The organism is Streptomyces sp. SCUT-3 (assembly GCF_014083985.1).
GTDB lineage: Bacteria > Actinomycetota > Actinomycetes > Streptomycetales > Streptomycetaceae > Streptomyces_H > Streptomyces_H thermolineatus.
This window is the reverse complement of sequence record NZ_CP046907.1, coordinates 3,015,211-3,036,310: the sequence shown is the minus strand read 5'-3', so window position 1 is coordinate 3,036,310 and position 21,100 is coordinate 3,015,211. Positions and strand designations below refer to the sequence as shown.

Below are 21,100 nucleotides of genomic sequence, written 5' to 3'. Positions count from 1 at the left end.
GCCCCGTCGCGACGCCCGCTCGAGGGGCCCTCCTGCCCCGGCCGGGCCCGGCCAATCCCGAATGTGAACGGCGCCACACGCAGCCCGTTCGTCGCCTACCCGGTACCGGCAGTCCCTAACAGGGCGCGAACCGGGAGATCACGGACCCGCTCGCGCACCCGCTCACGGACCCGCCGGAAGCAGGCGGAAACGCCGGGGCGCCGGGAGGCCGCGGCTGGAACCGCGGCCTCCCGGCGCCCCGGGCACCGTCTCAGCGGCCGTCCGCGTGCACGCCCAGCTCGGCCGCCATCACGGCACCGGCCGCGGCCCCGAGCTGCTCGTCGGTGAGGCCGTCGTCGTCGGTGTCGGCGATGGCCGGCGGGTCGCCCAGCGGACTGTTCATCCGCACGTGGGCCACGAGCGACTGGAGGGCGCGCAGGACAGCCGTGGTCGTCGCGCCCCAGTTGGACAGGTACGAGAACTGCCACCACCACAGCGCCTCGGCGACACGTCCGGCCCGGTAGTGGACCAGCCCGTGCCGCAGGTCGGTGACCACCCCGGCCAGGTCGTCCGAGATCCGGAACGCCTGCGGATGCTCGTCGGGGGCGTAGGGGTCGAAGACCTCGTGGTAGACGTCGATCGGCTCCAGCAGGGCGGCCAGCTGCTCGCGCAGCTCGTCGCCGTCCGGCTCCGGCCCGGTGTCCGGCTCGTAGCGGTCCTCGGGGAGCACGTCCTCGATCGCGCCGAGGCGGCCGCCGGCCAGCAGCAGCTGGGAGACCTCCAGGAGCAGCAGCGAGATCGCACTGCCCGGCTCGTCGCCCTTGGCCACCTCGTCGACCGCCAGGACGAAACTCTCCACCTGGTCGGCGATCTGCACGGCGAACTCGCCCGGATCGTTCGACGGCAGGCGCTGCCCGCCGCTCGTGTCCCGCTCCGCAGTCACGGTGTCAGACATCGAGCAATCGTCTCCCCTCGAAGGCCCGCCCGAGCGTGACCTCATCGGCATATTCAAGATCTCCCCCGACAGGGAGACCACTGGCCAGCCGGGTCACTGTCAAACCCATGGGTTTGACCATACGGGCGAGATAGGTGGCTGTCGCCTCCCCTTCCAGATTCGGGTCCGTGGCGAGGATCAGCTCGGTGACGGTGCCGTCGGCGAGCCGGGCCAGCAGCTCCCGGATCCTCAGGTCGTCCGGGCCCACGCCCTCGATCGGGCTGATCGCCCCGCCGAGGACGTGGTAGCGGCCCCGGAACTCCCGGGTGCGCTCGATCGCGACCACGTCCTTGGGCTCCTCGACCACGCAGATCACCGCCCGGTCGCGCCGCGGGTCCAGGCACACCCGGCACCGCTCGTCCTGCGCCACGTTGCCGCAGACCGCGCAGAAGCGCACCCGCTCCTTGACCTCGGTGAGCGCGCGGGCGAGCCTGCGCACGTCGGCGGGGTCCGCCTGGAGCACGTGGAAGGCGATCCGCTGCGCACTCTTGGGACCCACACCGGGCAGCCTGCCCAGCTCGTCGATCAGGTCCTGGACCACGCCTTCGTACACGTCGTGCCTTCCGTCTCTCTCCGCCCGCCGTGCCGCTGTCCGCCGGGTCTGCCTGCGTTCCGGGGCCGTCCGGTCAGAACGGCAGGCCGGGGATGCCGCCGCCGGCACCGCCCAGGCCCTGGGCCAGCGGGCCGAGCTTCTCCTGCTGGAGGCGCTGGGCACTGGCGTTCGCGTCGCGCACCGCGGCCAGGACCAGGTCGGCCAGGGTCTCGGTGTCCTCGGGGTCGACCGCCTCCGGGGAGATCTTCAGGGCCCGCAGCTCGCCGGCGCCGCTGACGGTGGCCGTCACCAGGCCGCCGCCCGCGGAACCCTCCACGGACGCCTCGGCCAGCTGCTGCTGGGCCGCCGCCAGGTCCTCCTGCATCTTCTGGGCCTGCTTGAGGAGCTGCTGCATGTTGGGCTGGCCACCGGGGATCACGGGACTCTCCTGCCTTGCGTCGTCTGTTGCCTGCGCACTGCGAGCCTACGTGCTCCCGGCGCCCGCGACCGCCCCGGTGCGAAGCTTCACCCCGGGGCCGGTGCACCGCAGCTCCCGGCCCGCGCCGGCCCGGGCCGACCCGCACCCGTCCCCACCCCGGCGCCGCCTCCCGCACCGGCCCCGGCACGGGATCACTGGTGCGGGATCACTGGTGCGGGATCTCCTCGATCACCGTGGCCCCCAGCTCCCGGACGATGAGCTCGTGGCCGGTCAGCGCCGAGTCGACGAGGTCCGGGTCGTCCTCCTCCGGGATGTCGTCCTCCGGGGAGACCGGCACCGGTGCGGGCGGACCGGGCCGCTCGGCCGGACGCGGTCCCTGCGGCGGCGAGGCCGGTGACGTCTGCGGCGCGGAACGGTCCGGGGCCGCCCGGTCGGCCGGGCGGTGGTCGGCGGACTGCGCCGGGGCCGGCCGGCCCCCGCCGAAGCCGCCGCCTCCGAAACCGCCCCCGCCGGGGGACCCGGCCCCCGGTCCGGGGCCCCCGTGGCCCGCCGCCCCGCCGAAGCCGGCGCCACCCGCCGGGCCAGGACCGGCGGAACCGCCCGCAGCCCCGCCGGGGTCGACGATGCAGTCGATGCGCCAGTCCGCACCCGTCGTCTGCCGGACCGCCTGGCGCAGCACCTCGTCGTGGCCCCCGCGGACGAAACCGTCACGGGCACCCGCGTGCTCGAAACCGACCTGCAGGGTGGAGCCGTCGAAACCGACGACCTGGGTCTGCTGGAGGAGGATCCAGGTGACCCTCTTGATGCCCGCGACGCTCTGCAGCAGGTCCGGCCACAGCTGGCGCACCCGGGCCGCGCCCTCGCGGGCCCCGGCCGTGGGTGCGGCGTCGCCCCCGGGAGAGGCGGCCTGCGACGGTCCGGCCGACGGGGACGGCACTGTGTGCGCGGCCGCGCCGCCGGGCTGCCCGCCGCCCACCGGGGCGGCCGTCGGCCAGGCGCCGGGGCGTCCCGCCGCCTGCGCGGAGGCACCGGCCTGTGCGGGGGCGCCGGCCTGTACGGGGGCGGTCTGCCCGGGCGTGTCGGACGCCTGTACCGGCCCGCCCTGGCCCGGCCCGCCCGCCGTGGGCCAGGATCCCGGCCTGCGGGCGGCGGGCGCGGTGCCCGCCGCGCCGCCGGTGGATCCCGGCCAGGCACCCGGACGGCGGTCCTGCCCGGCCTCCGGCCCTGCACCGGCCGCCTGGGCCGCCGCCGGAGCGGGAGCCGCCTGCGCGGGCGGACCCGCGGGCCGGCCGCCGTCCGGGACGGCCGGGCCCGCCGGCTGCGGAACGGGCGGCACCGCCTGCGGGTACGCGGCCGGAGCCGCCGCCTGCGGGTACGCCGCCGGAGCCGCGGGCGCCCCCGCCGCTCCCCCGAGGCCGCCGCCCAGTGCGGCACGCCGCTCCAGCTTGTCCAGCCGGGCCTGCAGCGAGCGCTCGTCGTCGTAGGCGCCGGGCAGCAGGACCCGGGCGCAGATCAGCTCCAGCTGCAGCCGGGGGGAGGTGGCCCCGCGCATCTCGGTCAGTCCGGTGCTGACCAGGTCGGCGGCGCGGCTGAGCTCTGCGGCGCCGAAGACGGACGCCTGGGCCTGCATGATCTCCACCCGGTCCGCGGGCGCGTCGATCAGGCCCTTCTCCCCGGCGTCGGGGACGGCGGCGAGGACGACCAGGTCGCGCAGCCGCTCCAGCAGGTCGGCCACGAAGCGGCGCGGGTCGTGCCCGCCCTCGATCACCCGGTCGACGATCTCGAAGACCGCGGCCCCGTCGCCGGATGCGAAGGCGTCCACGACGTCGTCGAGGAGGGCGCTGTCGGTGTAGCCGAGCAGGGCCGTGGCCATGGTGTAGGTGACGCCGTCCTCGCCGGCGCCGGCGAGGAGCTGGTCCATCACGGACATGGAGTCGCGCACCGAGCCGGCCCCGGCCCGCACCACCAGCGGGTACACGCCGTCCTCGACCTTGATCTGCTCGCGTCCGCAGACCTCGGCGAGGTAGTCGCGCAGGGTGCCCGGGGGCACCAGGCGGAACGGGTAGTGGTGGGTGCGCGAGCGGATCGTGCCGATGACCTTCTCGGGCTCGGTCGTGGCGAAGATGAACTTCAGGTGCTCCGGGGGCTCCTCGACCACCTTCAGCAGGGCGTTGAAGCCCGCCGGGGTGACCATGTGGGCCTCGTCGATGATGTAGATCTTGTAGCGGCTGGAGGCCGGGCCGAAGAACGCCTTCTCGCGCAGGTCGCGGGCGTCGTCCACGCCTCCGTGGGAGGCGGCGTCGATCTCGATGACGTCGATCGAACCGGGGCCGTTGCGCGCCAGGTCGAGGCAGGACCGGCACTCGCCGCAGGGATTGGGCGTGGGGCCCTGCTCGCAGTTCAGGCAGCGGGCGAGGATGCGCGCGCTGGTCGTCTTGCCGCAGCCGCGCGGCCCGCTGAACAGGTACGCGTGATTGACCCGGTTGTTGCGCAGCGCCTGCTGCAACGGGTCGGTGACGTGCTCCTGCCCGATGACCTCGGCGAAGGACTCGGGACGGTAGCGGCGGTACAGGGCGAGCGACACGTCCACGAGGTTAGCTGGCCCCACCGACAAACGAAGGACCCCTCACGCACCCGTCAGAGCTCACCTACCCTTGCTGCCTTCCGGCCCTGGGGGGGTTCAGCGAGATGGCGCCGCGTGAGGGGCCTCGCCCACCCTACCCGATCGGAGCGCGCGGCATCGAGTTAGCAACCACCCCCCAGGACCATGTAATGTTCTCCGCGGAGGATTCGCCTAGAGGCCTAGGGCGCACGCTTGGAAAGCGTGTTGGGGGCAACCCCTCACGAGTTCGAATCTCGTATCCTCCGCCAGTGCCTCACCGGGCACGATGTCGAAGGGCCCCACCGTCCGCGGTGGGGCCCTTCGGCGTTCTCCGCCCCGGTTTCCGTCCCGGTCGGCCTCACGGGAGCGGTGGGCGGGAACGGCCGCGGCTCGTCATCGTCCGTCCTGTTTCAGGGAGGAGATGACGGCGGAGACGGCGGCGGTCAGGACGAGGCTCCCCACCATGACCATCCCCACGCCGACCACGAAGAGGCCGCTGGAGTCGTCCGACCAGTCGTACCAGGCGGCAGCGGTCAGGCCGACCGTGGTGCCGAGCACGGCGCCTGCGACCTGGTGCCGGGACGCCGCCCAGTACACCGGCACCAGCAGGGTCAGCACCAGTCCGATCACCTGCCACGCCTCGTACGGGCCGGTCGTCGTACCGTCGGGCTGCACGTCACGGTGCTGGTCCCAGCCCAGCCATGCGGCCCACGCCGCCGACGCCACCACGGCCGGCACGAGGGTCGCCGACAACCGGGGGACGAGTCTTGAGGGTCGTTGTCTCATGGCCCGAGCATTTCGGCCCGCCGCACGGCCGGCCAGAGTGCAGGTACTCAGCTCTCTCCGAGTACTTCGGCCGGCAACGGTCGCAGTCCACGTCCCGTAACCGGGGCCGATTCCGTGTCGGCAGCACGGCGGAGGAGCTCCGAACCTCGTGTCCCCCGCGGCCGGGAAGGCACCGACGCAGGACGTGCGGGTGCGGCGGCTCGCACCGTTCCTGCGTCGTACGCTGTGCCGTATGGGCGGTCCGGCGGACACCTCGACCCCGCTCCCCGCGGACTCGGCCACCGGCGCGGTCACGGACCCGGCGGCCGGCGCGGCCGGCGCGGGGCCGGACGCCGGTGCCGCAGGTCTGACCACGGGCGCGGTGGCCCGGCGGCTCGGCGTCGCGCCGACGACGCTCCGTTCCTGGGACCGCCGCTACGGGATCGGTCCCGCGGTCCGCGAGGGCGGCCGGCACCGGCGCTGGTCCCCGGCGGACGTAGCCGTCCTGGAGGCGATGTGCCGGCTGACCGGCTCGGGCGTCCCTCCGGCCGAGGCCGCCCGGCAGGCCCTCGCCGCCCGGCAGGCCTCCGGGCCCGGCCGCCGCGACGCACGGCGGCCGGGGAACGACGTGCGGCCGGGGAACGAGACGCGGCCGCCGGGGGGTGCTGCCCCCGCGCAGCGTCCGGAGCGCACCGGCCCCCGGTCGCCGGCGCACCGGCCCGGCGGGAGCAACGCGCTGCCGCTGGGGAACGTCCGCCAGGAGTGCCGGGGGCTGGCCGGCGCCGCGGTCCGTCTCGACGCGGCCGCCGTGGACGGCCTGCTGGAGGCGGTGCTCGCGGAGCACGGCCTCGTCGCCTCCTGGGAGGACGTGATCACGCCGGCCCTGCGGGCTGTGGGCCGCAAGTGGGCGGCTTCCACGGAGCGCCCCGGGGAGCGGTACGTGGAGGTAGAGCACCTGCTCTCCTGGCACGTGTCGTCCGCGCTGCGCCGGGTTGTGACGCATCCGCCGGTGCGGCCGCGGGGCGCGCCGGTGCTGCTGGCCTGCACGCCGGGAGAGACCCACACCCTGTCGTTGGAGGCGCTGGCGGCCGGGCTGGCCGAGCGCGGTCTGCCGGTGCGGATGTTCGGCGCGTCGGTGCCGGCCGAGGCGCTGGACCGGGCCGTGCGCCGCACCGGCCCGGCGGCCGTCGTGCTGTGGTCGCAGTCCCGCCCCACCGCGGACCGCGCGCTGGCCGTGCGGGTGGGGGCGACCGCCTGGGGGGTGCGCGGTGCGCGTACCCGTCCCGCCGTGGCGGTGGCGGGGCCGGGGTGGGCCGGCGGCACCCCGCCCGCCGGGACCCTGCGTCCGCGGGGGCTGCGCGAGGCGCTGGACACCCTCGTCGCGGTCTGCGCCCGCTGATCGCCACCGCCCTCCGGCCCACCCCGGTGCGCCCCGGCCCGGGGACGGCCCGGGGACGGCCCGGGGACGGCGGTGGCCCGGTAGTGGTAGCGGCCCGGGGACGGCCCGGGGACGGCCCGGGAGCGGCGGTGGCCCGGTAGTGGTAGCGGCCCGTGGGCGGCGCGGCGGCGGTTCCGGTGGGGCCGATGGGGCCGGTGTGACCCGCCGGGCGGGTGGGCCGACCTGCGGCTCACTCGGCCGGGTGGGGTAAACCCTCGATCCCCGGTCCGCTATTCACAAAGATCACCCCTCACGGCTACCGTCCCCTCACCACACGCGCCCTGCACCCTCGTGAAGGGAACACCCATGCCCTTGCGCAACCGCGCCACCGCCGCGGCCACGGCCGCCCTGGCGGCGGCCGCCGTAGCGGCACCGCTGCTCCTGGCCGGCCCGGCCACCGCCGCGCCCTCGCCCGCCCAGCAGGGGAACAAGCTCTCCCGCACCCTGGTCAAGGGGGCGACGGCCAAGGACGCCTTCCGCCACCTGAAGGTCTTCCAGGCGATAGCCGACCGCAACGACGGCACCCGCGTCGCAGGATCCGCCGGCCACGACATGTCCGTGGCGTACATCGAGGCGCTGATGAAGGCCGCCGGGTACAAGGTGGAGCGGCAGGCGTTCGACTACGTCTACACCGAGACGATCGCCGAGAAGCTGCAGGTGGTCTCGCCCTCGCCGCGCGAGGTCCCGATCAAGCTGATGACCTACACGGCCAGTGGGCCCGAGGGCGGGATCACCGCCCCGCTGGCCGCGCTGCCGGCCGGGAACGCCACCGGCTGCGAGGCCGACGACTACGCCTCCGACACGTTCACCGGGAAGATCGCGCTGGTCAAGCGCGGCACCTGCAGCTTCGCCCAGAAGCAGGCCGCGGCCGCCGATGCCGGAGCGGTCGGCGCGGTGATCTACAACAACACCGACGGCGCCCTGAACGGCACCATCGGCGACCCCGGGGCCGGCCGGATCCCGACCGGCGGGGTGAGCATGGCCGACGGGGAGGCGCTCGCCGCCGAGGCCGCGCAGGGCGGGGTCGAGGTGACCCTCGACATCCGCGAGCTGCGCGAGGACCGCACCACCTACAACCTCACGGCCGAGACCCGCGGCGGCTCGGCCGACCGGACGGTGATGCTCGGGGCCCACCTGGACTCGGTCTCCGAGGGCCCGGGCATCAACGACAACGGCTCCGGTTCGGCGGGCCTGGTCGAGGTGGCCATGGAGCTGGCGAAGAGCAAGGCCAAGCCGGCCAACAAGGTGCGGTTCGCCTGGTGGTCGGCCGAGGAGTTCGGCCTGCTCGGCTCGGAGGCGTACGTCGCCGGCCTGTCCGAGGAGCAGCGCGCGCAGATCAAGCTGTACCTGAACTTCGACATGATCGCCTCGCCGAACGCCGGCTACTTCGTCTACGACGGCGACGACTCCGACGGCGTCGGGGCGGGCGCGGGCCCCGAGGGCTCCGCCCAACTGGAGAGGGGCATCACCGACTTCCTCGACTCGAAGTCGATCCCGCACGAGGGCACCGACTTCACCGGCCGCTCCGACTACGGCCCGTTCATCGAGATCGGCATTCCCTCGGGCGGCACCTTCACCGGCGCCGAGGGCATCAAGACGCCCGAGCAGGCGGCCAAGTTCGGCGGTGAGGCGGGTGTCGCCTACGACCCCTGCTACCACCAGGCCTGCGACGACATCGACAACGTCGACATGAAGGCGTTCGACGTCAACGTCGACGTCATCGCCGACGCCGTGGGCCGCTACGCCCACGACATCTCCACGCTCTCCGAGCCGGTCGAGTCGGTGCCCACCGACGGCGACGCGGGCAGCGGCGGCGGGCTGCACGACGGCCACGGCCGCGTGACCGAGTAACCGGCGGCGCCGGTTCCCGGACGGTCCGCGCCCTTGTCGCAAGGGCGCGGACCGTCCACAGGCTGTGGATATTCCGGCGGGATCCGCGCGCCCCGCGGGGTCCGCACGGCCCGCACGGAGCGTCCACCGGTACATCCGGGCCGCGTTGCTGCGTCCGGACGGCCGGGCCCGGTAGGCTTTCCGTGTGATCTTCAAGCGCATCGGAAGTGGGCGGCCGTATCCCGACCACGGCCGCTCCAGCACCCGTGAGTGGGCGGATGTCGCACCGCGCCCGGTGCGCCTCGACCAGTTGGTCACCACCAAGCAGCAACTGGACCTGGAGACGCTGCTCGCGGAGGACTCGACGTTCTACGGCGACCTGTTCGCGCACGTGGTGAAGTGGCAGGGCGACCTGTACCTCGAGGACGGGCTGCACCGCGCGGTGCGGGCGGCGCTGCAGCAGCGCCAGGTGCTGCACGCGCGCGTCCTCGAACTGGGCTGAGGCCCGCGGGGACTCCCGGACGGCGAGGCCGCCGGGCACGGCGCGGCCGGGCGCGGGTCGCCGTGCTCCTTCCGCGCGCCCCGGCGCGGTGCGGGGTCCTCGGTGCGTCCTTTCGGGTGCCAGCACGCAACACAATGATCATTTATTACGTTGCGGCACTTCATCGGATTAATCTGATGCCCCACTGTCCCTGCTGCCCGCCCAGGGGGCGACTGCGACCATGAGCATGCTCACTCCCCCCGGTATGGGCGGGAAGTACAGAATCACCGGCAACCAGTACCCGCGCATGCGCCGTCCACGCAACCGGCGCCGCATCGTCGTGCTGGCCGCGGCGGCGGTCTGCACGGTGGGACTGCTGGGCTGGGGAACCGTCCAACTGCTGGACGTCTTCACCGGCGGCGGAGCCGGCACGGGCGCCGCCTCCAAGCGCGCCGCGTGCGTCACCCCGCCCTCCCCGTCCCCCTCGGCCTCGGCGATCGCGCTGCCGAAGCCGGGCAAGGTGAAGGTCAACATCTACAACGCCACGACGAAGGACGGTCTGGCCAAGAAGACCGCGGAAGCACTGGAGAAGCGCGGCTTCGCGATCGGCGAGGTGGACAACGCCCCCGCCAAGTACGACAAGAAGGTCAAGGAGTCGGCGCTGCTGCTGGGCGGCCCCGGGGCCGAGCGGGCCCTGAAGCTGCTCGGCACGCACCTCGCCGGTGCGCGCACCGACATCATCGACAGGCACGAGGACCCGTCGGTGGACCTCATGATCGGCAAGGCGTTCACCGGACTCGCCCCCGTCAAGGAGGCCGAGAAGGAACTCGCCGCGCTGGTCTCGCCCTCCCCCTCTCCCGTCGAGGGCTGCTGAGCCCCGCCGGAAGGCGCATCCCCCGGGCCCGGGGCGACCCCCGGCCGGGGGATGCGTGCGGCAGGGGCCGGACCGGGCCGGTCAGCCCTCGGCCGCGCCGTAGAGGCGGTCGCCCGCGTCGCCGAGACCGGGCACGATGTAGCCGTTCTCGTCCAGGCGCTCGTCCACCGACGCGGTCACCACGGTGACCGGCTTCCCCGCCAGCTCGCGCTCCATCAGCGCGACGCCCTCCGGAGCGGCCAGCAGGCAGATCGCCGTCACGTCGTCCGCGCCGCGCTGTATCAGCAGGTCGATCGCGGCGACGAGGGTGCCGCCGGTGGCCAGCATCGGGTCGAGCACGTACACCTGGCGCCCGGACAGGTCGTCCGGCATCCGGGTGGCGTAGGTGGACGCCTCCAGCGTCTCCTCGTTGCGCACCATGCCCAGGAAGCCGACCTCGGCGGTGGGCAGCAGGCGGACCATGCCGTCGAGCATGCCCAGGCCCGCCCGCAGGATCGGCACCACCAGCGGACGCGGGTGGGAGAGCCGCACGCCCGTGGTGGGCGCGACGGGCGTCTCGATGCCGACCACGGTCGTGCGCACGTCGCGGGTGGCCTCGTAGGCGAGCAGGGTCACCAGCTCGTCGGCCAGCCGCCGGAACGTCGGGGAGTCGGTGCGCCGGTCGCGCAGGGTGGTCAGCTTGTGCGCGACCAGGGGGTGGTCGACAACGTGGATCCGCATGGTGGAAAACCCTAGCCGAGCCGGGGGACCGCCGCCCTCACCAGCCCGGTGGCATCAAATCACCGCTTCGGGGGAAGGTGTGCCCGTACCGCCGAGCAGGCCGACGAACCGGGTGGTGACCATGGCCGACGGGACAGGCGGCGCGGGTCGCGAGAGCGAGGAGCGCACGCACGAGGAGCGGGAGGCGGACCGCCGACGGCGGCGGGCGATCTTCCTGAGGGAACTCAACGAGGCCAAGGAGCTGCGTGCGCGCGTGCAGCCGCGCCGGGCCCGGGCCGCGCGCATGCGCCAGCAGATGCGCATGCGCACGTTCCGCTGGTAGGGGTTACGTAGAAACACCCGGCACGACGCAGCGCGGAAGAGGCTTCGCATCGCGCGACTTTCTGCCACGATGCCGAGTGGGCGGGCTCCCGTCCGCATCGATCCGGCACACCTAGGACCTAGTGGGAGAGTCACGGTGTACTTCGCCGCACTGCTCGCGCTCACCCCTGATGGATGGGCGGCGAGCGAAACCGAGCTCGACGACGTGGAAACCCTCGCCGACCTGGCCGACCTGGCACGTGAAGCCTCCGTCGACGAGGAATCGGTACTGATCTTCATCGAGCAGGAGGACTCCTGGTTCGCCGTCGTGCGGGTGGACGGCGAGGAGGACCCCCGGATCTACGTCTCGGACGCGGCGGCCGCAGCCCGCAGTTCGTACGGGGAGATCCTCCTGACGGACGAACTGCTCGGCCGCGATCCCGACGACCTCGACGTCCTGGTCGACCTGGACGGGACCGAGGACGGAGAGGAGGACGGGGCCGCCCCGGACGACGACCCGGTCCCGGTCGGGCCCATCGGGGAGGCCGGCCTCCTGGCCGACCACGGCCTGCCGGAGAAGGAGCTGCTGGCGCTGAGCAGGAGCAGCGCCCTCACCGGGGAGGCGATGGCCGCCGTCGCCGAGGCCCTGGGCTGCGCGGACGTCCTGGAGGCCGTCCGCTAGCGGCACGCCCCGGCCCGGGAACCCCGGACCCGCCCCTCTGCCCCCGGCCGCGACGGCGCGGACCGCACGACCGGGCGGGGGTACGACCGGGCGGGGGTACGGCCCGACGGCCCGCGGCATGGCCGACACTGGTGTGCATGGAACGTGTCCCCCCCGTCCGCCGACCCGATCCGGTGCGCGACCGCTGGCGCGCGCCGATGCGCCTGGCGCTGGCCGAGGCCGCGCTGGCCCCGCCCACCGGCGACGTGCCGGTGGGCGCGGTGGTGCTGGGCCCGGACGGCTCGGTGATCGGACGGGGCCACAACGAGCGCGAGGCCGTGGGCGACCCGACGGCGCACGCCGAGGTGCTGGCCGTCCGCCGGGCGGCCCGCGCCCTCGGCGCGGCCGGGGAGGCGGCGGGACGGCGGCCGGGCGACTGGCGGCTGTCCGGCTGCACCCTGGTGGTGACCCTGGAACCGTGCACGATGTGCGCGGGCGCCATCGTGCTGTCCCGGCTGGACCGGGTGGTCTTCGGGGCGGTCGACGAGAAGGCGGGCGCGGCGGGTTCGCTGTGGGACGTGGTGCGCGACCGCCGGCTCAACCACCGGCCGCAGGTCGTGCACGGGGTGCTGGCAGAGGAGTGCTCGGCCCTGCTGACCGGTTTCTTCGACGGCCACCGGGACGCCGCGGGCGACCGCGGGGAGGCCGCCGCGGAAACCGATTTCGGAGCACTCCCCGGCGTCCGCTAGGATTCCTCTCGGTAGCGTGTCCGAGCGGCCTAAGGAGCACGCCTCGAAAGCGTGTGAGGGGGCAACTCCTCCGTGGGTTCAAATCCCACCGCTACCGCTCGCAGACCAGAGGCCCCGCCGGCACCGGCGGGGCCTCTGGCGTGTCCGCCGGGCGGAAGGGCGCCCGGCGGGGCCGGGGCGGGTTCCCGTGCCTCCGGGGCTCCCTCGGCGGCCGTTCCGGCGGTTAGACTCGCGCCACTGCACGACGGGATCATGGGCACGGGCTCCGCGCGGGGAGGCAGACCGGGGATGGCACAGGCGAAGAAGCTGACGGTCTACGTCCTCGCCGTCTTCGTGCTCTACACCATCATCAACTCGCCCGCGCGGGCGGCGGACCTGGTGCAGATAGGCTTCGAGGGCATATCCAGCGCGGCCCGGGGCGTGGGCGACTTCATGACCGCCCTGGTCAACTGAGAAGGAGCCCGAAGTGATCCGCCACCTGGTGCTGTTCAAGCTGAACGAGGGCGTCGGCCGTGACGAGCCCCGAGTGGCCGAGGGGGCACGTCTCTTCCGGGAGCTGGGGCCCCTCGTGCCGGCCCTGGAGTCCTGGGAGTGCGGCTGGAACATCAGCGACCGGCCGATCGCGTACGACTTCGCCATCAACTCCTCCGTGGCCGACGCGGATGCCCTGAAGGCGTACGCCGAGCACCCGGCCCACCGGGCGGCGGTCGCGCACTGGGCCGAGTACGCGACCTGGGTCGTCGCCGACTTCGAGATCTGAGCCCTCCGCGGACCTCCCGCCCCGCAGCCCCCGGCCGCCGGTCACCAACACGGTGTGGCCGGGTGCTTGCAGACGGTGCACCGGCTTGTGATGCTATGACCGCTTTTGCCGGATCATTTGTCGTGGATCGAGGGGTGGTATGTCCGCGCAGGCCCGCACCGCACCTCCGCGCAGTACGAGAACGGCCGATGCGCGAGCCCTCACCCAGGTCCTCTTCGAGAAGCTGTCCGGCCTCGAACCCGGCACCACGGAGCACGCCCGGGTCCGGACCGCCCTGATCGAGGCCAACCTGCCCCTGGTGCGCTACGCGGCGTCGAGGTTCCGCAGCCGCAGCGAGCCCATGGAGGACGTCGTCCAGGTCGGCACCATCGGCCTGATCAACGCCATTGACCGCTTCGACCCCGGACGCGGGGTGCAGTTCCCGACCTTCGCCATGCCGACCGTCGTCGGGGAGATCAAGCGCTACTTCCGGGACAACGTGCGCACCGTCCACGTGCCGCGCCGGCTGCACGAGTTGTGGGTGCAGGTCAGCGGCGCCATCGAGGACCTGACGACGGCCCACGGGCGCTCGCCCACGACCGCCGAGATCGCCGCGAGCCTGAAACTGGAGGAGGAGGAGGTCCTGGCCTGCCTGGAGGCCGGGCGGGCGTACCACGCCACGTCACTGGAGGCCGCGCAGGAGGGTGACGGCCACCCCGGGCTGCTGGAACGGCTCGGCTACGACGACCCGGCGCTCGACGGCGTGGAGCACCGCGACCTCGTGCGGCACCTGCTGGTGCAGCTCCCCGAACGGGAGAGGCACATCCTCATGCTGCGGTACTTCGGCAACCTGACGCAGTCGCAGATCAGCGACCGGCTGGGCGTCTCGCAGATGCATGTGTCCCGGTTGCTGTCGAGAAGCTTCGCCCGTCTGAGATCGGCAAATCAGATCGAACCGTAACCGTCACAGGTGAATCGCACCGCCCTGACATGTCGACTTGACGCTACGCAGTGTTGCCGACATATGACATTCCGCAGGAAGTGTGTTTGGCACGGTCCCCGCGCCGGTATTCAGGTGGAGGAACGCCGATCGCGTCCCGTCCGCGACCACAAGGGGGTGGCATGTCCGTCGAACTGGGCAGCCCTGAGGCGAGCGTCGAGCCCGAGGTGCCGCACGGCACCCCTGTCAGCGAAGCCATCGACACCCGGACCCTGTCCCGCTCCCTGTTCCTGCGGCTCGCCGCACTGACCGAGGACGGGCCCGAACGCACCTACGTGCGCGACACCCTGATCGAGCTGAACCTCCCCCTGGTGCGCTACGCGGCGTCGAGGTTCCGCAGCCGCAACGAGCCGATGGAGGACATCGTCCAGGTCGGCACGATCGGTCTGATCAAGGCGATCGACCGCTTCGACTGCGACCGGGGCGTGGAGTTCCCGACGTTCGCCATGCCCACCGTGGTCGGCGAGATCAAGCGCTTCTTCCGGGACACCAGCTGGTCGGTGCGCGTGCCGCGCCGTCTGCAGGAGCTGCGCCTGGCCCTGACCAAGGCCGGCGACGAACTGGCCCAGACCCTGGACCGCTCCCCGACCGTCCCCGAACTGGCGGCCCACCTCGGGGTGTCCGAGGAGGACGTGGTCGACGGGCTCGCCGTGGGCAACGCCTACACCGCCAGCTCCCTGGACTCGCCCCCGCCCGAGGAGGACGGCGAGAGCTCGCTGGCCGACCGCCTCGGCTACGAGGACACGGCGCTGGAGGGCGTGGAGTACCGCGAGTCCCTCAAGCCGCTGCTGGCCCAGCTGCCGCCCCGCGAGAGGCGCATCATCATGCTGCGCTTCTTCGCCAACATGACGCAGTCCCAGATCGGCGAGGAGGTCGGCATCTCCCAGATGCACGTCTCCCGCCTGCTCACCCGCACCCTGGCCCAGTTGAGGCAGGGCCTGATCGCCGAGGAGTGAGGCTCCCGACAGAGTGAGGGCCCGGAGCCGGCGGCCGGCCGTACGGCCGGCCGCCGGCTCCGGGCCCTCACCGGTGGTTCACCGGTCCCGGTGGGTCCGCTCCCGGTCCGCCGGTTTCACGACAGGGCGAGCCAGACCACGGCGGCGAGCACGGCCACTGCGGCGACGACGCCGACCACGACCATGCCGGTGCGCTTCCCCGCTCCGGCGTCCACCGCGGCGGCGGGCTCTTGCTCTTCGACGAACGCCCGGAACATCTGGGTGCTGCCGGCGGGGTCGATGTTGTTGTCAGCCATGGGAGAGGACTTTAACGAACCCCGGGGCACGGACGGAACACCGATCCCGCCCCGGGGCGGCAGAGGGAATCCGCCCGCGCCGCCCCTCTCGGTGCGCTCCTTCTCCACCGCGGTCCGTGCCGCAGGTGTCCGTGCGTCGTCCATGCATCGTCCGTGCGTCGTCCGTGCGTCGCCCGCGACGCGGCCCGGGGCTCCGGTTCGCGGCCGTGCCGCTCCCTGCCCGGCTCCTTGACGGAGGCCGGGCAGTCCCTTTTACGGATCTTTACCCGGGAAGCCCCGAATCAATTTGCCTGCAGCAACTAACCAATCATAAAGTTGCTTGAGGCAACCAGTAAGGGGGTGCCGTGGCAACGAAGCAGGAATGCTCCCGCCTCGCGGGACAGCTCAGCACCCTGGGTGCGGTCAAGAAGGCCTTCGACCGCACACTGCCGTCCGACAGCCCGCCCGCCTCGATCACGGTGCTGGCGATCCTGAAGCAGCACGGCGAGATGCGGCTGAGCAGACTCACCGAGCTGCTCGGCGTGGATCCGTCGGTCGCCAGCCGGCACGTCGCGCACCTCGCGGCGAACGGCTGGACGAGCCGGCGGCCGGACCCTCAGGACAAGAGGTCGCGGCTGCTGTGCATCGAGCCGCGCGGCGAGCAGGTCCTCCAGGAGGCCTCCCTCCGGTGCACCGACGCACTGGCCGACAGCCTCCGGTCGTGGTCCGACCACGACGTCAGGCTCCTCACCGAACTGCTCGCACGGCTGGACGAGAGCCTCGAGTGCCGCCGGACGCACACGGCGAACCGTACGACCCGCCCCCCGGCGGACCAGACGACCACCAGGTGACCAGGCAAAGGAACACGATGGCACAGACCGCACCGCCCGGTGCGCGGGAAGCAGGCTCGCACGCCGCTCCCATGACGCACCGACAGATCATGGAGGCGCTGTCCGGGCTGCTGCTCGGCATGTTCGTGGCGATCCTGTCCTCCACGATCGTCTCCAACGCCCTCCCCCGGATCATCTCCGACCTGGGCGGCGGCCAGAGCGCCTACACCTGGGTGGTGACCGCCGCCCTGCTGGCCACGACCGCCTCCACCCCGCTGTGGGGCAAGCTGGCCGACCTCACCAGCAAGAAGGTCCTGGTCCAGACGTCGCTGATCGTCTTCGTCACGGGCTCCCTCCTGGCCGGCCTGTCGCAGAACATCGGCACCCTCATCACCTTCCGCGTCGTCCAGGGCATCGGGGCCGGCGGCCTGACCGCGCTGTCCCAGGTGATCATGGCGGCGATGATCTCCCCGCGCGAGCGCGGCCGCTACAGCGGCTACCTCGGCGCGACCTTCGCCGTGGCCACCGTGGGCGGCCCGCTCATCGGCGGCGTGATCGTCGACACCGACTGGCTCGGCTGGCGCTGGTGCTTCTACGTCGGCGCCCCCTTCGCCGTCATAGCCCTGATCGTGCTGCAGAAGACCCTCAGGCTCCCGGTCCTCAAGCGCGACGTGAAGATTGACTGGGCCGGCGCCTTCTTCATCACCGCCTCGGTCAGCCTGCTGCTCATCTGGGTCTCCCTGGCCGGCGACAAGTACGACTGGCTCTCCTGGCAGACCGCCGCCATGGTGGGCGGATCGGTCCTCCTCGCCGTGGTCTTCGTGCTGGTCGAGTCCAGGGCCGCCGAACCGATCATCCCGCTGAGGCTGTTCCGCAACCGCACCATCAGCCTGACCTCGGCCGCCAGCCTCTTCGTGGGCCTGGGCATGTTCGGCGGGACCGTCTTCCTCAGCCAGTACTTCCAGCTGGCGCGGAACGAGTCGCCCACCATGTCGGGCGTGCTGACCATCCCGATGATCGCGGGGCTGTTCCTCTCCTCCACCGTCTCCGGCCTGGTCATCACCCGCACCGGCCGCTGGAAGGCGTGGCTGATCTCCGGCGGCGTGCTGCTCACCGCGGGCCTCGGCCTGCTCGGCACGATCCACCACGACACCGACTACTGGCAGGTCGCCCTCTTCATGGGCCTCGTCGGCATCGGTGTCGGCATGATGATGCAGAACCTGGTGCTGGCCACCCAGAACCAGGTGGCCCCCCAGGACCTCGGCTCGGCCAGCTCCGCCGTCGCCTTCTTCCGCACCCTCGGCGGCGCGGTCGGCGTCTCCGCGCTCGGAGCAGTCCTGGGCCACCGGGTGACCGACTACATGAAGGACGGACTGGCCGCCCTGGGCATCAAGGGCGGTGACGGCTCCGGCACCATCCCGGACATGTCCGCCCTGCCGGCCCCGGTGCGCACGGTCGTCGAGAGCGCCTACGGCGACGGCATCGCCGACATCTTCCTGGTCGCCGCCCCGGCCGCCCTGGTCGCCCTCCTCCTCCTGCTCTTCGTCAAGGAAGTGCCGCTGAGGACGAGCAGCAGCATGCAACAGGCCGCGGAGGGCGCGGAGGGCAAGGACGCCGCGTCCGGCGCCCCCGTGGCGGCGGCCGCGGGGACCGCGGAGACCGCGGCCGTGGTGACCGCGGCCGGGCACGCCCCGTCCCGCACCCCGGGGCCCCGCACCGCCGCCGAGCCGGTGCCGTCCGCCGCGAGGCCGGACGGCAGCGCCGCGGCCGAGCTGCTGACGGCCGCCTCCCCGGTGGCCCTGGACAGCGCCGACGGCGACGGCGACAGTGCCCCCGGCTCCGGCACCGGGATCACCGGCCACGTCCGCAGCGGTGAGGGCGCGCCCGTCGCCCGGGCCACCCTGACCCTCATCTCGCTGACCGGCCGCCAGCTCGGCCGTGCCACCGCCCACGGCGACGGCTCGTACGAGCTTCCCGTGCCGGGCGCCGGCTCGTACGTGCTGATCGCGGCCGCCGACGGCCACCAGCCGCAGGCCTCCACCGTCGTGGTCGGCGACGGACCGCTCGTCCACGACGTCCTGCTCGCCGGCACCGGCGGCCTGGCCGGCACGGTGCGCAGCGCGGCCGGGGGCACGGGCGCGGGCGCACCCGTGGCGGGCGCCATGGTCGTGGTGACCGACGTGCGCGGCGAGGTGCTGGCCACCGGCACGACCGGCCCGGACGGCGGGTTCCTCTTCGGGGAGCTGGTCTCCGGCACCTTCACCCTCGCGGTCACCGCCGCGGGACACCGCCCGGCGGCCGTGCCGGTCGCCATAGAGGGCACCGGGACCACGCGGGTCGAGGTCGAGCTGCTGCCCGGCGCCAAGGTGCAGGGCACGGTCCGCGCCGCGCACGACGGACGGCCCCTGGCCGACGCCCGCGTCACGCTGATCGACGCCACGGGCACCGTGGTCGGCTCCGCCCGCACCGGAGAGGACGGCGCCTACGCCTTCGCCGACCTCGACGCCGGCGAGTACACGCTGACCGCTTCCGGGTACCCGCCGGTCGCCGGCGCGCTGACGGTCACCGGCGGCGGCGAGGAGGCGTTCGACGTGGAGCTCGGCCACCCCGCCGAGTGACCGTCCCCGGCCCGGCCCTCCGCGAGGACGGGACGGCCGGGCCGGGGAAAGAGCCGAGGAGTCCGGCGGGCGGCGGTGCGCCGGGGCGTTCACCGCCGCCCGCCGGACTCCCGTTGTGCGAGAGGAAGCACGTGGTGACAGCAGCGACGACGAGCGGCGGGAACGGCACGGGCGGCGCGGGCCGGGGCGGGAACGGGAGTGCGCCGGGGATCTCCGCCCGGATCCTGACCAAGGACGGCTGGGCGGTGCAGCACGCGGTACTCACGGTCACCGACGCGGCGGGCGCCCAGGTCTCCCGCACCCCGGCCGACCCCGACGGCACGGTGCGCACCGCACCGCTGCCCCCCGGCGCGTACACGGTGATCGTGACCGCCGTCGGCTACGCGCCGGCCGCCGCGACCGCCGTGGTCCCGGCGTCCGGTACGGCCCGCGTCGGCACGGTGGTGCTCTCCCGGCTCGGCGGCACACAGCTGCCGCCGCCCGGGACGTGGACGATCGACCCGGCGCACTCCTCGGTCGGCGCCGTCGCCCAGCACCTGGGGATCTCCAGCGTGCACGGCCGCTTCCCCCGCTTCGCCGGACGGATCGAGATCGGCGGCACGCCGGAGGAGTCGTCGGTCTCGGCGGCCGTCGAGGCGGCAAGCATCGACACCGGCAACGCGGTGCGCGACGCCCACCTGCGCTCCGCGGACTTCCTGGACGTCGAACGCAACCCGCAGATCCTCTACCGCAGTTCGTCGGTGGTCCCGGCCGGGCCCGACCGCTGGACGGTGCACGGCGAGCTGACGCTGAACGGAGTCGTCCGACCGGTGGCCCTGGACCTGGCCTACCTGGGGACCGGTCCCGACCCGTGGGGCGGGGTGCGCGCGGCCTTCCGCGCCACGACCGAACTGCACCGCTCCGACTTCGCGATGAACTTCAACCAGGTCGTACAGGCCGGGATCGCCGCGATCGGCACCACGGTGAAGGTCGAACTGGACGTCCAGGCCGTGCAGGGCGACGCGCTGCCCCAGCAGTGAGCGAAGCCCCGGTCCGGCGCGGGCGGTGCGGCGCGGGCGGGGCGGGCTTGGCGGCGCGACACGGCATGACGCGGCATGGCGAGTGACGGAGATGACACCTGGCCAGGGCGGATATACGGTCCTTTTGGGTTGACTTTAGGTAAGCATTACCTTAGTCATGAGAAGGCAGAGGAACGACCCCGCCCCTGGCCTTCTCCGGCACACCCCGCCGGTGCGGCAGGGCGCCTTCAGAAAGGCACCGGCATGCCCCGCACCCCCGTACGGCGAATCGCCGCGCTCGCCGCGGCCGCCGCACTGTTTCCCGCTCTGGCCGCCTGCGGCGGCGGCAGCCAGGACGGCGCCGGCGGCGGGGAGGCGGCGGCGGACGAGCTGGTCGTCTACTCCGGCCGCAACGAGAAGCTCATCGCCCCCCTGATCGAGAAGCTCGAGAAGTCCACGGGCGTCGACGTGCAGGTGCGCTACGGCGACAGCGCCGAACTGGCCGCGCAGATCCTCGAGGAGGGCGAGCGGACCAAGGCCGGGCTGTTCTTCTCCCAGGACGCGGGCGCACTCGGCGCGCTGTCCGACGCGGGCGCGCTGGCGAAGCTGCCGGAGAAGTCCCTGGAGAAGGTGGACAAGGCGTTCCGCGGGAGCGAGGGCGACTGGGTCGGCGTCTCCGGACGCGCCCGGGTGATCGCCTACAACGCCGACGACGTCGACGCGGACGACGTCCCCGACAGCGTGCACGAGCTGACGGAACCGGAGTGGAAGGGCAAGGTCGGCTACGCCCCCACCAACGCCTCCTTCCAGGCGTTCGTCACCGGCATGCGCGTCCTCGAGGGGGAGGACGCCACCCGTACCTGGCTGAAGGACTTCAAGGCCAACCAGCCCAAGGAGTACGCCAAGAACACCGCCGTGCTCGACGCGGTCGACTCCGGCGAGGTCTCCCTCGGCCTGATCAACCACTACTACTGGTACGAGAAGGCCGCCGAGGAGGGCGAGGACAAGGTCACGGCCAGGATCCACTTCCTGCCCGGCGGCGACCCCGGCGCCCTGGTCAACGCCGCCGGCGTCGGCGTGCTGGGCAGCAGCGGGCAGGACGAGGCCGCGAAGAAGGCCGTCGACTACCTGCTGTCCGAGGAGGCCCAGGCCTACTTCGCCGAGGAGACCAAGGAGTACCCGCTGGCCGCCGGCGTCAGCAGCCCGGTCGAGGACCTGCCCCCGCTGGACTCGCTCGAGGCCCCCGACATCGACCTCGGCCGCCTCGACTCCCTCCAGGAGACCCTGGAGATGCTCGAAGACGTCGGAATGGTCTGATCC

The 21,100-nt window shown here is 73.3% G+C and carries 22 protein-coding genes, 2 tRNA genes and 1 other RNA gene; 17 read left to right on the top strand and 8 right to left on the bottom strand.

The window, feature by feature from the left end; all coding sequences use genetic code 11:
- Nucleotides 1-250: 250 nt before the first annotated feature.
- From GQS52_RS13380 to ffs, 5 genes are all read right to left on the bottom strand, one after another.
- Nucleotides 251-934 carry a DUF5063 domain-containing protein gene (locus tag GQS52_RS13380; RefSeq protein WP_182313673.1) on the bottom strand — a complete coding sequence of 228 codons (684 nt, stop codon included), beginning with the start codon at nt 932-934 and terminating at the stop codon, nt 251-253.
- Entirely contained in the window at nt 927-1,526 is a 600-nt protein-coding gene (gene recR / locus GQS52_RS13375; protein WP_182313672.1) for a recombination mediator RecR, read from the bottom strand. Before recR ends, GQS52_RS13380 begins: the two co-directional genes overlap by 8 nt.
- A 73-nt stretch (nt 1,527-1,599) precedes the next feature.
- Nucleotides 1,600-1,944, bottom strand: a complete 345-nt coding sequence (locus tag GQS52_RS13370; protein WP_182313671.1) for a YbaB/EbfC family nucleoid-associated protein — start codon at nt 1,942-1,944, stop codon at nt 1,600-1,602.
- A gap of 205 nt (nt 1,945-2,149) precedes the next feature.
- Nucleotides 2,150-4,528: a DNA polymerase III subunit gamma and tau gene (locus tag GQS52_RS13365; protein ID WP_182313670.1), complete on the bottom strand. Its 2,379-nt coding sequence runs from the start codon at nt 4,526-4,528 to the stop codon at nt 2,150-2,152.
- A 30-nt stretch (nt 4,529-4,558) separates the two neighbouring features.
- Nucleotides 4,559-4,655, bottom strand: an RNA gene (gene ffs, locus GQS52_RS13360) — signal recognition particle sRNA small type.
- 72 nt (nt 4,656-4,727) lie between these two features.
- Between ffs and GQS52_RS13355 the strand changes: the two genes are divergently transcribed.
- Nucleotides 4,728-4,815: transfer RNA gene (locus GQS52_RS13355), tRNA-Ser, on the top strand.
- Nucleotides 4,816-4,939: 124 nt separating this feature from the next.
- Here the strand turns inward: GQS52_RS13355 and GQS52_RS13350 are convergent.
- Nucleotides 4,940-5,332: a hypothetical protein gene (locus GQS52_RS13350; protein ID WP_182313669.1), complete on the bottom strand. Its 393-nt coding sequence runs from the start codon at nt 5,330-5,332 to the stop codon at nt 4,940-4,942.
- 232 nt (nt 5,333-5,564) lie between these two features.
- On the opposite strand from GQS52_RS13350, the gene GQS52_RS13345 reads away from it, so the two are divergent.
- From GQS52_RS13345 to GQS52_RS13330, 4 genes are all read left to right on the top strand, one after another.
- Nucleotides 5,565-6,710, top strand: a complete 1,146-nt coding sequence (locus tag GQS52_RS13345) for a MerR family transcriptional regulator (protein ID WP_182313668.1) — start codon at nt 5,565-5,567, stop codon at nt 6,708-6,710.
- 345 nt (nt 6,711-7,055) lie between these two features.
- Complete coding sequence (locus tag GQS52_RS13340; RefSeq protein WP_182313667.1) at nt 7,056-8,600, top strand: M28 family metallopeptidase; 1,545 nt, start codon at nt 7,056-7,058, stop codon at nt 8,598-8,600.
- A 184-nt stretch (nt 8,601-8,784) separates the two neighbouring features.
- Nucleotides 8,785-9,081, top strand: a complete 297-nt coding sequence (locus GQS52_RS13335; RefSeq protein ID WP_182313666.1) for a type II toxin-antitoxin system VapB family antitoxin — start codon at nt 8,785-8,787, stop codon at nt 9,079-9,081.
- A gap of 220 nt (nt 9,082-9,301) precedes the next feature.
- On the top strand, nt 9,302-9,934 hold the full coding sequence (locus GQS52_RS13330; RefSeq protein WP_182313665.1) for a LytR C-terminal domain-containing protein: 633 nt from the start codon (nt 9,302-9,304) through the stop codon (nt 9,932-9,934).
- 81 nt (nt 9,935-10,015) lie between these two features.
- On the opposite strand, the gene upp is transcribed toward GQS52_RS13330, so the two are convergent.
- Nucleotides 10,016-10,654, bottom strand: a complete 639-nt coding sequence (gene upp / locus GQS52_RS13325; protein WP_182313664.1) for a uracil phosphoribosyltransferase — start codon at nt 10,652-10,654, stop codon at nt 10,016-10,018.
- Between the two features lie 121 nt (nt 10,655-10,775).
- Between upp and GQS52_RS13320 the strand changes: the two genes are divergently transcribed.
- From GQS52_RS13320 to GQS52_RS13285, 8 genes are all read left to right on the top strand, one after another.
- Nucleotides 10,776-10,976, top strand: a complete 201-nt coding sequence (locus GQS52_RS13320; protein WP_182313663.1) for a hypothetical protein — start codon at nt 10,776-10,778, stop codon at nt 10,974-10,976.
- A gap of 135 nt (nt 10,977-11,111) precedes the next feature.
- On the top strand, nt 11,112-11,636 hold the full coding sequence (locus tag GQS52_RS13315; protein WP_182313662.1) for a hypothetical protein: 525 nt from the start codon (nt 11,112-11,114) through the stop codon (nt 11,634-11,636).
- Between the two features lie 137 nt (nt 11,637-11,773).
- The gene (locus GQS52_RS13310) at nt 11,774-12,364 is read left to right on the top strand and encodes a nucleoside deaminase (RefSeq protein WP_259370758.1); all 591 of its coding nucleotides are present in this window, start codon (nt 11,774-11,776) and stop codon (nt 12,362-12,364) included.
- A gap of 10 nt (nt 12,365-12,374) precedes the next feature.
- Nucleotides 12,375-12,461: transfer RNA gene (locus tag GQS52_RS13305), tRNA-Ser, on the top strand.
- Nucleotides 12,462-12,652: 191 nt separating this feature from the next.
- Nucleotides 12,653-12,817: a hypothetical protein gene (locus GQS52_RS13300; RefSeq protein WP_182313661.1), complete on the top strand. Its 165-nt coding sequence runs from the start codon at nt 12,653-12,655 to the stop codon at nt 12,815-12,817.
- Between the two features lie 13 nt (nt 12,818-12,830).
- Entirely contained in the window at nt 12,831-13,124 is a 294-nt protein-coding gene (locus GQS52_RS13295) for a Dabb family protein (protein WP_182313660.1), read from the top strand.
- A 139-nt stretch (nt 13,125-13,263) separates the two neighbouring features.
- A complete protein-coding gene (locus tag GQS52_RS13290; RefSeq protein WP_182313659.1) occupies nt 13,264-14,064 on the top strand; it encodes an RNA polymerase sigma factor SigF in 801 nt (266 codons plus the stop codon).
- A 161-nt stretch (nt 14,065-14,225) separates the two neighbouring features.
- Complete coding sequence (locus GQS52_RS13285) at nt 14,226-15,059, top strand: RNA polymerase sigma factor SigF (protein WP_182313658.1); 834 nt, start codon at nt 14,226-14,228, stop codon at nt 15,057-15,059.
- A 116-nt stretch (nt 15,060-15,175) separates the two neighbouring features.
- Here GQS52_RS13285 and GQS52_RS13280 read toward each other — a convergent pair whose 3' ends face one another.
- Entirely contained in the window at nt 15,176-15,355 is a 180-nt protein-coding gene (locus tag GQS52_RS13280) for a hypothetical protein (protein ID WP_182313657.1), read from the bottom strand.
- Between the two features lie 344 nt (nt 15,356-15,699).
- Between GQS52_RS13280 and GQS52_RS13275 the strand changes: the two genes are divergently transcribed.
- The 4 genes from GQS52_RS13275 (at nt 15,700) to GQS52_RS13260 (ending at nt 21,097) form a co-directional block, all read left to right on the top strand.
- Entirely contained in the window at nt 15,700-16,185 is a 486-nt protein-coding gene (locus GQS52_RS13275; RefSeq protein ID WP_182313656.1) for a MarR family transcriptional regulator, read from the top strand.
- 71 nt (nt 16,186-16,256) lie between these two features.
- Entirely contained in the window at nt 16,257-18,782 is a 2,526-nt protein-coding gene (locus GQS52_RS13270) for an MFS transporter (RefSeq protein ID WP_220472764.1), read from the top strand.
- A 209-nt stretch (nt 18,783-18,991) separates the two neighbouring features.
- Nucleotides 18,992-19,801: a YceI family protein gene (locus GQS52_RS13265; RefSeq protein WP_259371113.1), complete on the top strand. Its 810-nt coding sequence runs from the start codon at nt 18,992-18,994 to the stop codon at nt 19,799-19,801.
- A 243-nt stretch (nt 19,802-20,044) separates the two neighbouring features.
- Entirely contained in the window at nt 20,045-21,097 is a 1,053-nt protein-coding gene (locus tag GQS52_RS13260; RefSeq protein WP_182313653.1) for an iron ABC transporter substrate-binding protein, read from the top strand.
- The last annotated feature ends 3 nt before the right edge of the window (nt 21,098-21,100 follow it).

Bases quoted from the DNA above. Each gene is read 5' to 3' on its own strand.
- GQS52_RS13300 (WP_182313661.1), top strand. From the start codon at position 12,653: ATGGCACAGGCGAAGAAGCTGACGGTCTACGTCCTCGCCGTCTTCGTG.
- GQS52_RS13320 (WP_182313663.1), top strand. From the start codon at position 10,776: ATGGCCGACGGGACAGGCGGCGCGGGTCGCGAGAGCGAGGAGCGCACG.
- GQS52_RS13345 (WP_182313668.1), top strand. From the start codon at position 5,565: ATGGGCGGTCCGGCGGACACCTCGACCCCGCTCCCCGCGGACTCGGCC.
- GQS52_RS13350 (WP_182313669.1), bottom strand. From the start codon at position 5,332: ATGAGACAACGACCCTCAAGACTCGTCCCCCGGTTGTCGGCGACCCTC.
- GQS52_RS13260 (WP_182313653.1), top strand. From the start codon at position 20,045: ATGCCCCGCACCCCCGTACGGCGAATCGCCGCGCTCGCCGCGGCCGCC.
- GQS52_RS13330 (WP_182313665.1), top strand. From the start codon at position 9,302: ATGAGCATGCTCACTCCCCCCGGTATGGGCGGGAAGTACAGAATCACC.
- GQS52_RS13380 (WP_182313673.1), bottom strand. From the start codon at position 934: ATGTCTGACACCGTGACTGCGGAGCGGGACACGAGCGGCGGGCAGCGC.
- GQS52_RS13310 (WP_259370758.1), top strand. From the start codon at position 11,774: ATGGAACGTGTCCCCCCCGTCCGCCGACCCGATCCGGTGCGCGACCGC.
- upp (WP_182313664.1), bottom strand. From the start codon at position 10,654: ATGCGGATCCACGTTGTCGACCACCCCCTGGTCGCGCACAAGCTGACC.
- GQS52_RS13340 (WP_182313667.1), top strand. From the start codon at position 7,056: ATGCCCTTGCGCAACCGCGCCACCGCCGCGGCCACGGCCGCCCTGGCG.
- GQS52_RS13285 (WP_182313658.1), top strand. From the start codon at position 14,226: ATGTCCGTCGAACTGGGCAGCCCTGAGGCGAGCGTCGAGCCCGAGGTG.
- GQS52_RS13270 (WP_220472764.1), top strand. From the start codon at position 16,257: ATGACGCACCGACAGATCATGGAGGCGCTGTCCGGGCTGCTGCTCGGC.
- GQS52_RS13290 (WP_182313659.1), top strand. From the start codon at position 13,264: ATGTCCGCGCAGGCCCGCACCGCACCTCCGCGCAGTACGAGAACGGCC.
- GQS52_RS13280 (WP_182313657.1), bottom strand. From the start codon at position 15,355: ATGGCTGACAACAACATCGACCCCGCCGGCAGCACCCAGATGTTCCGG.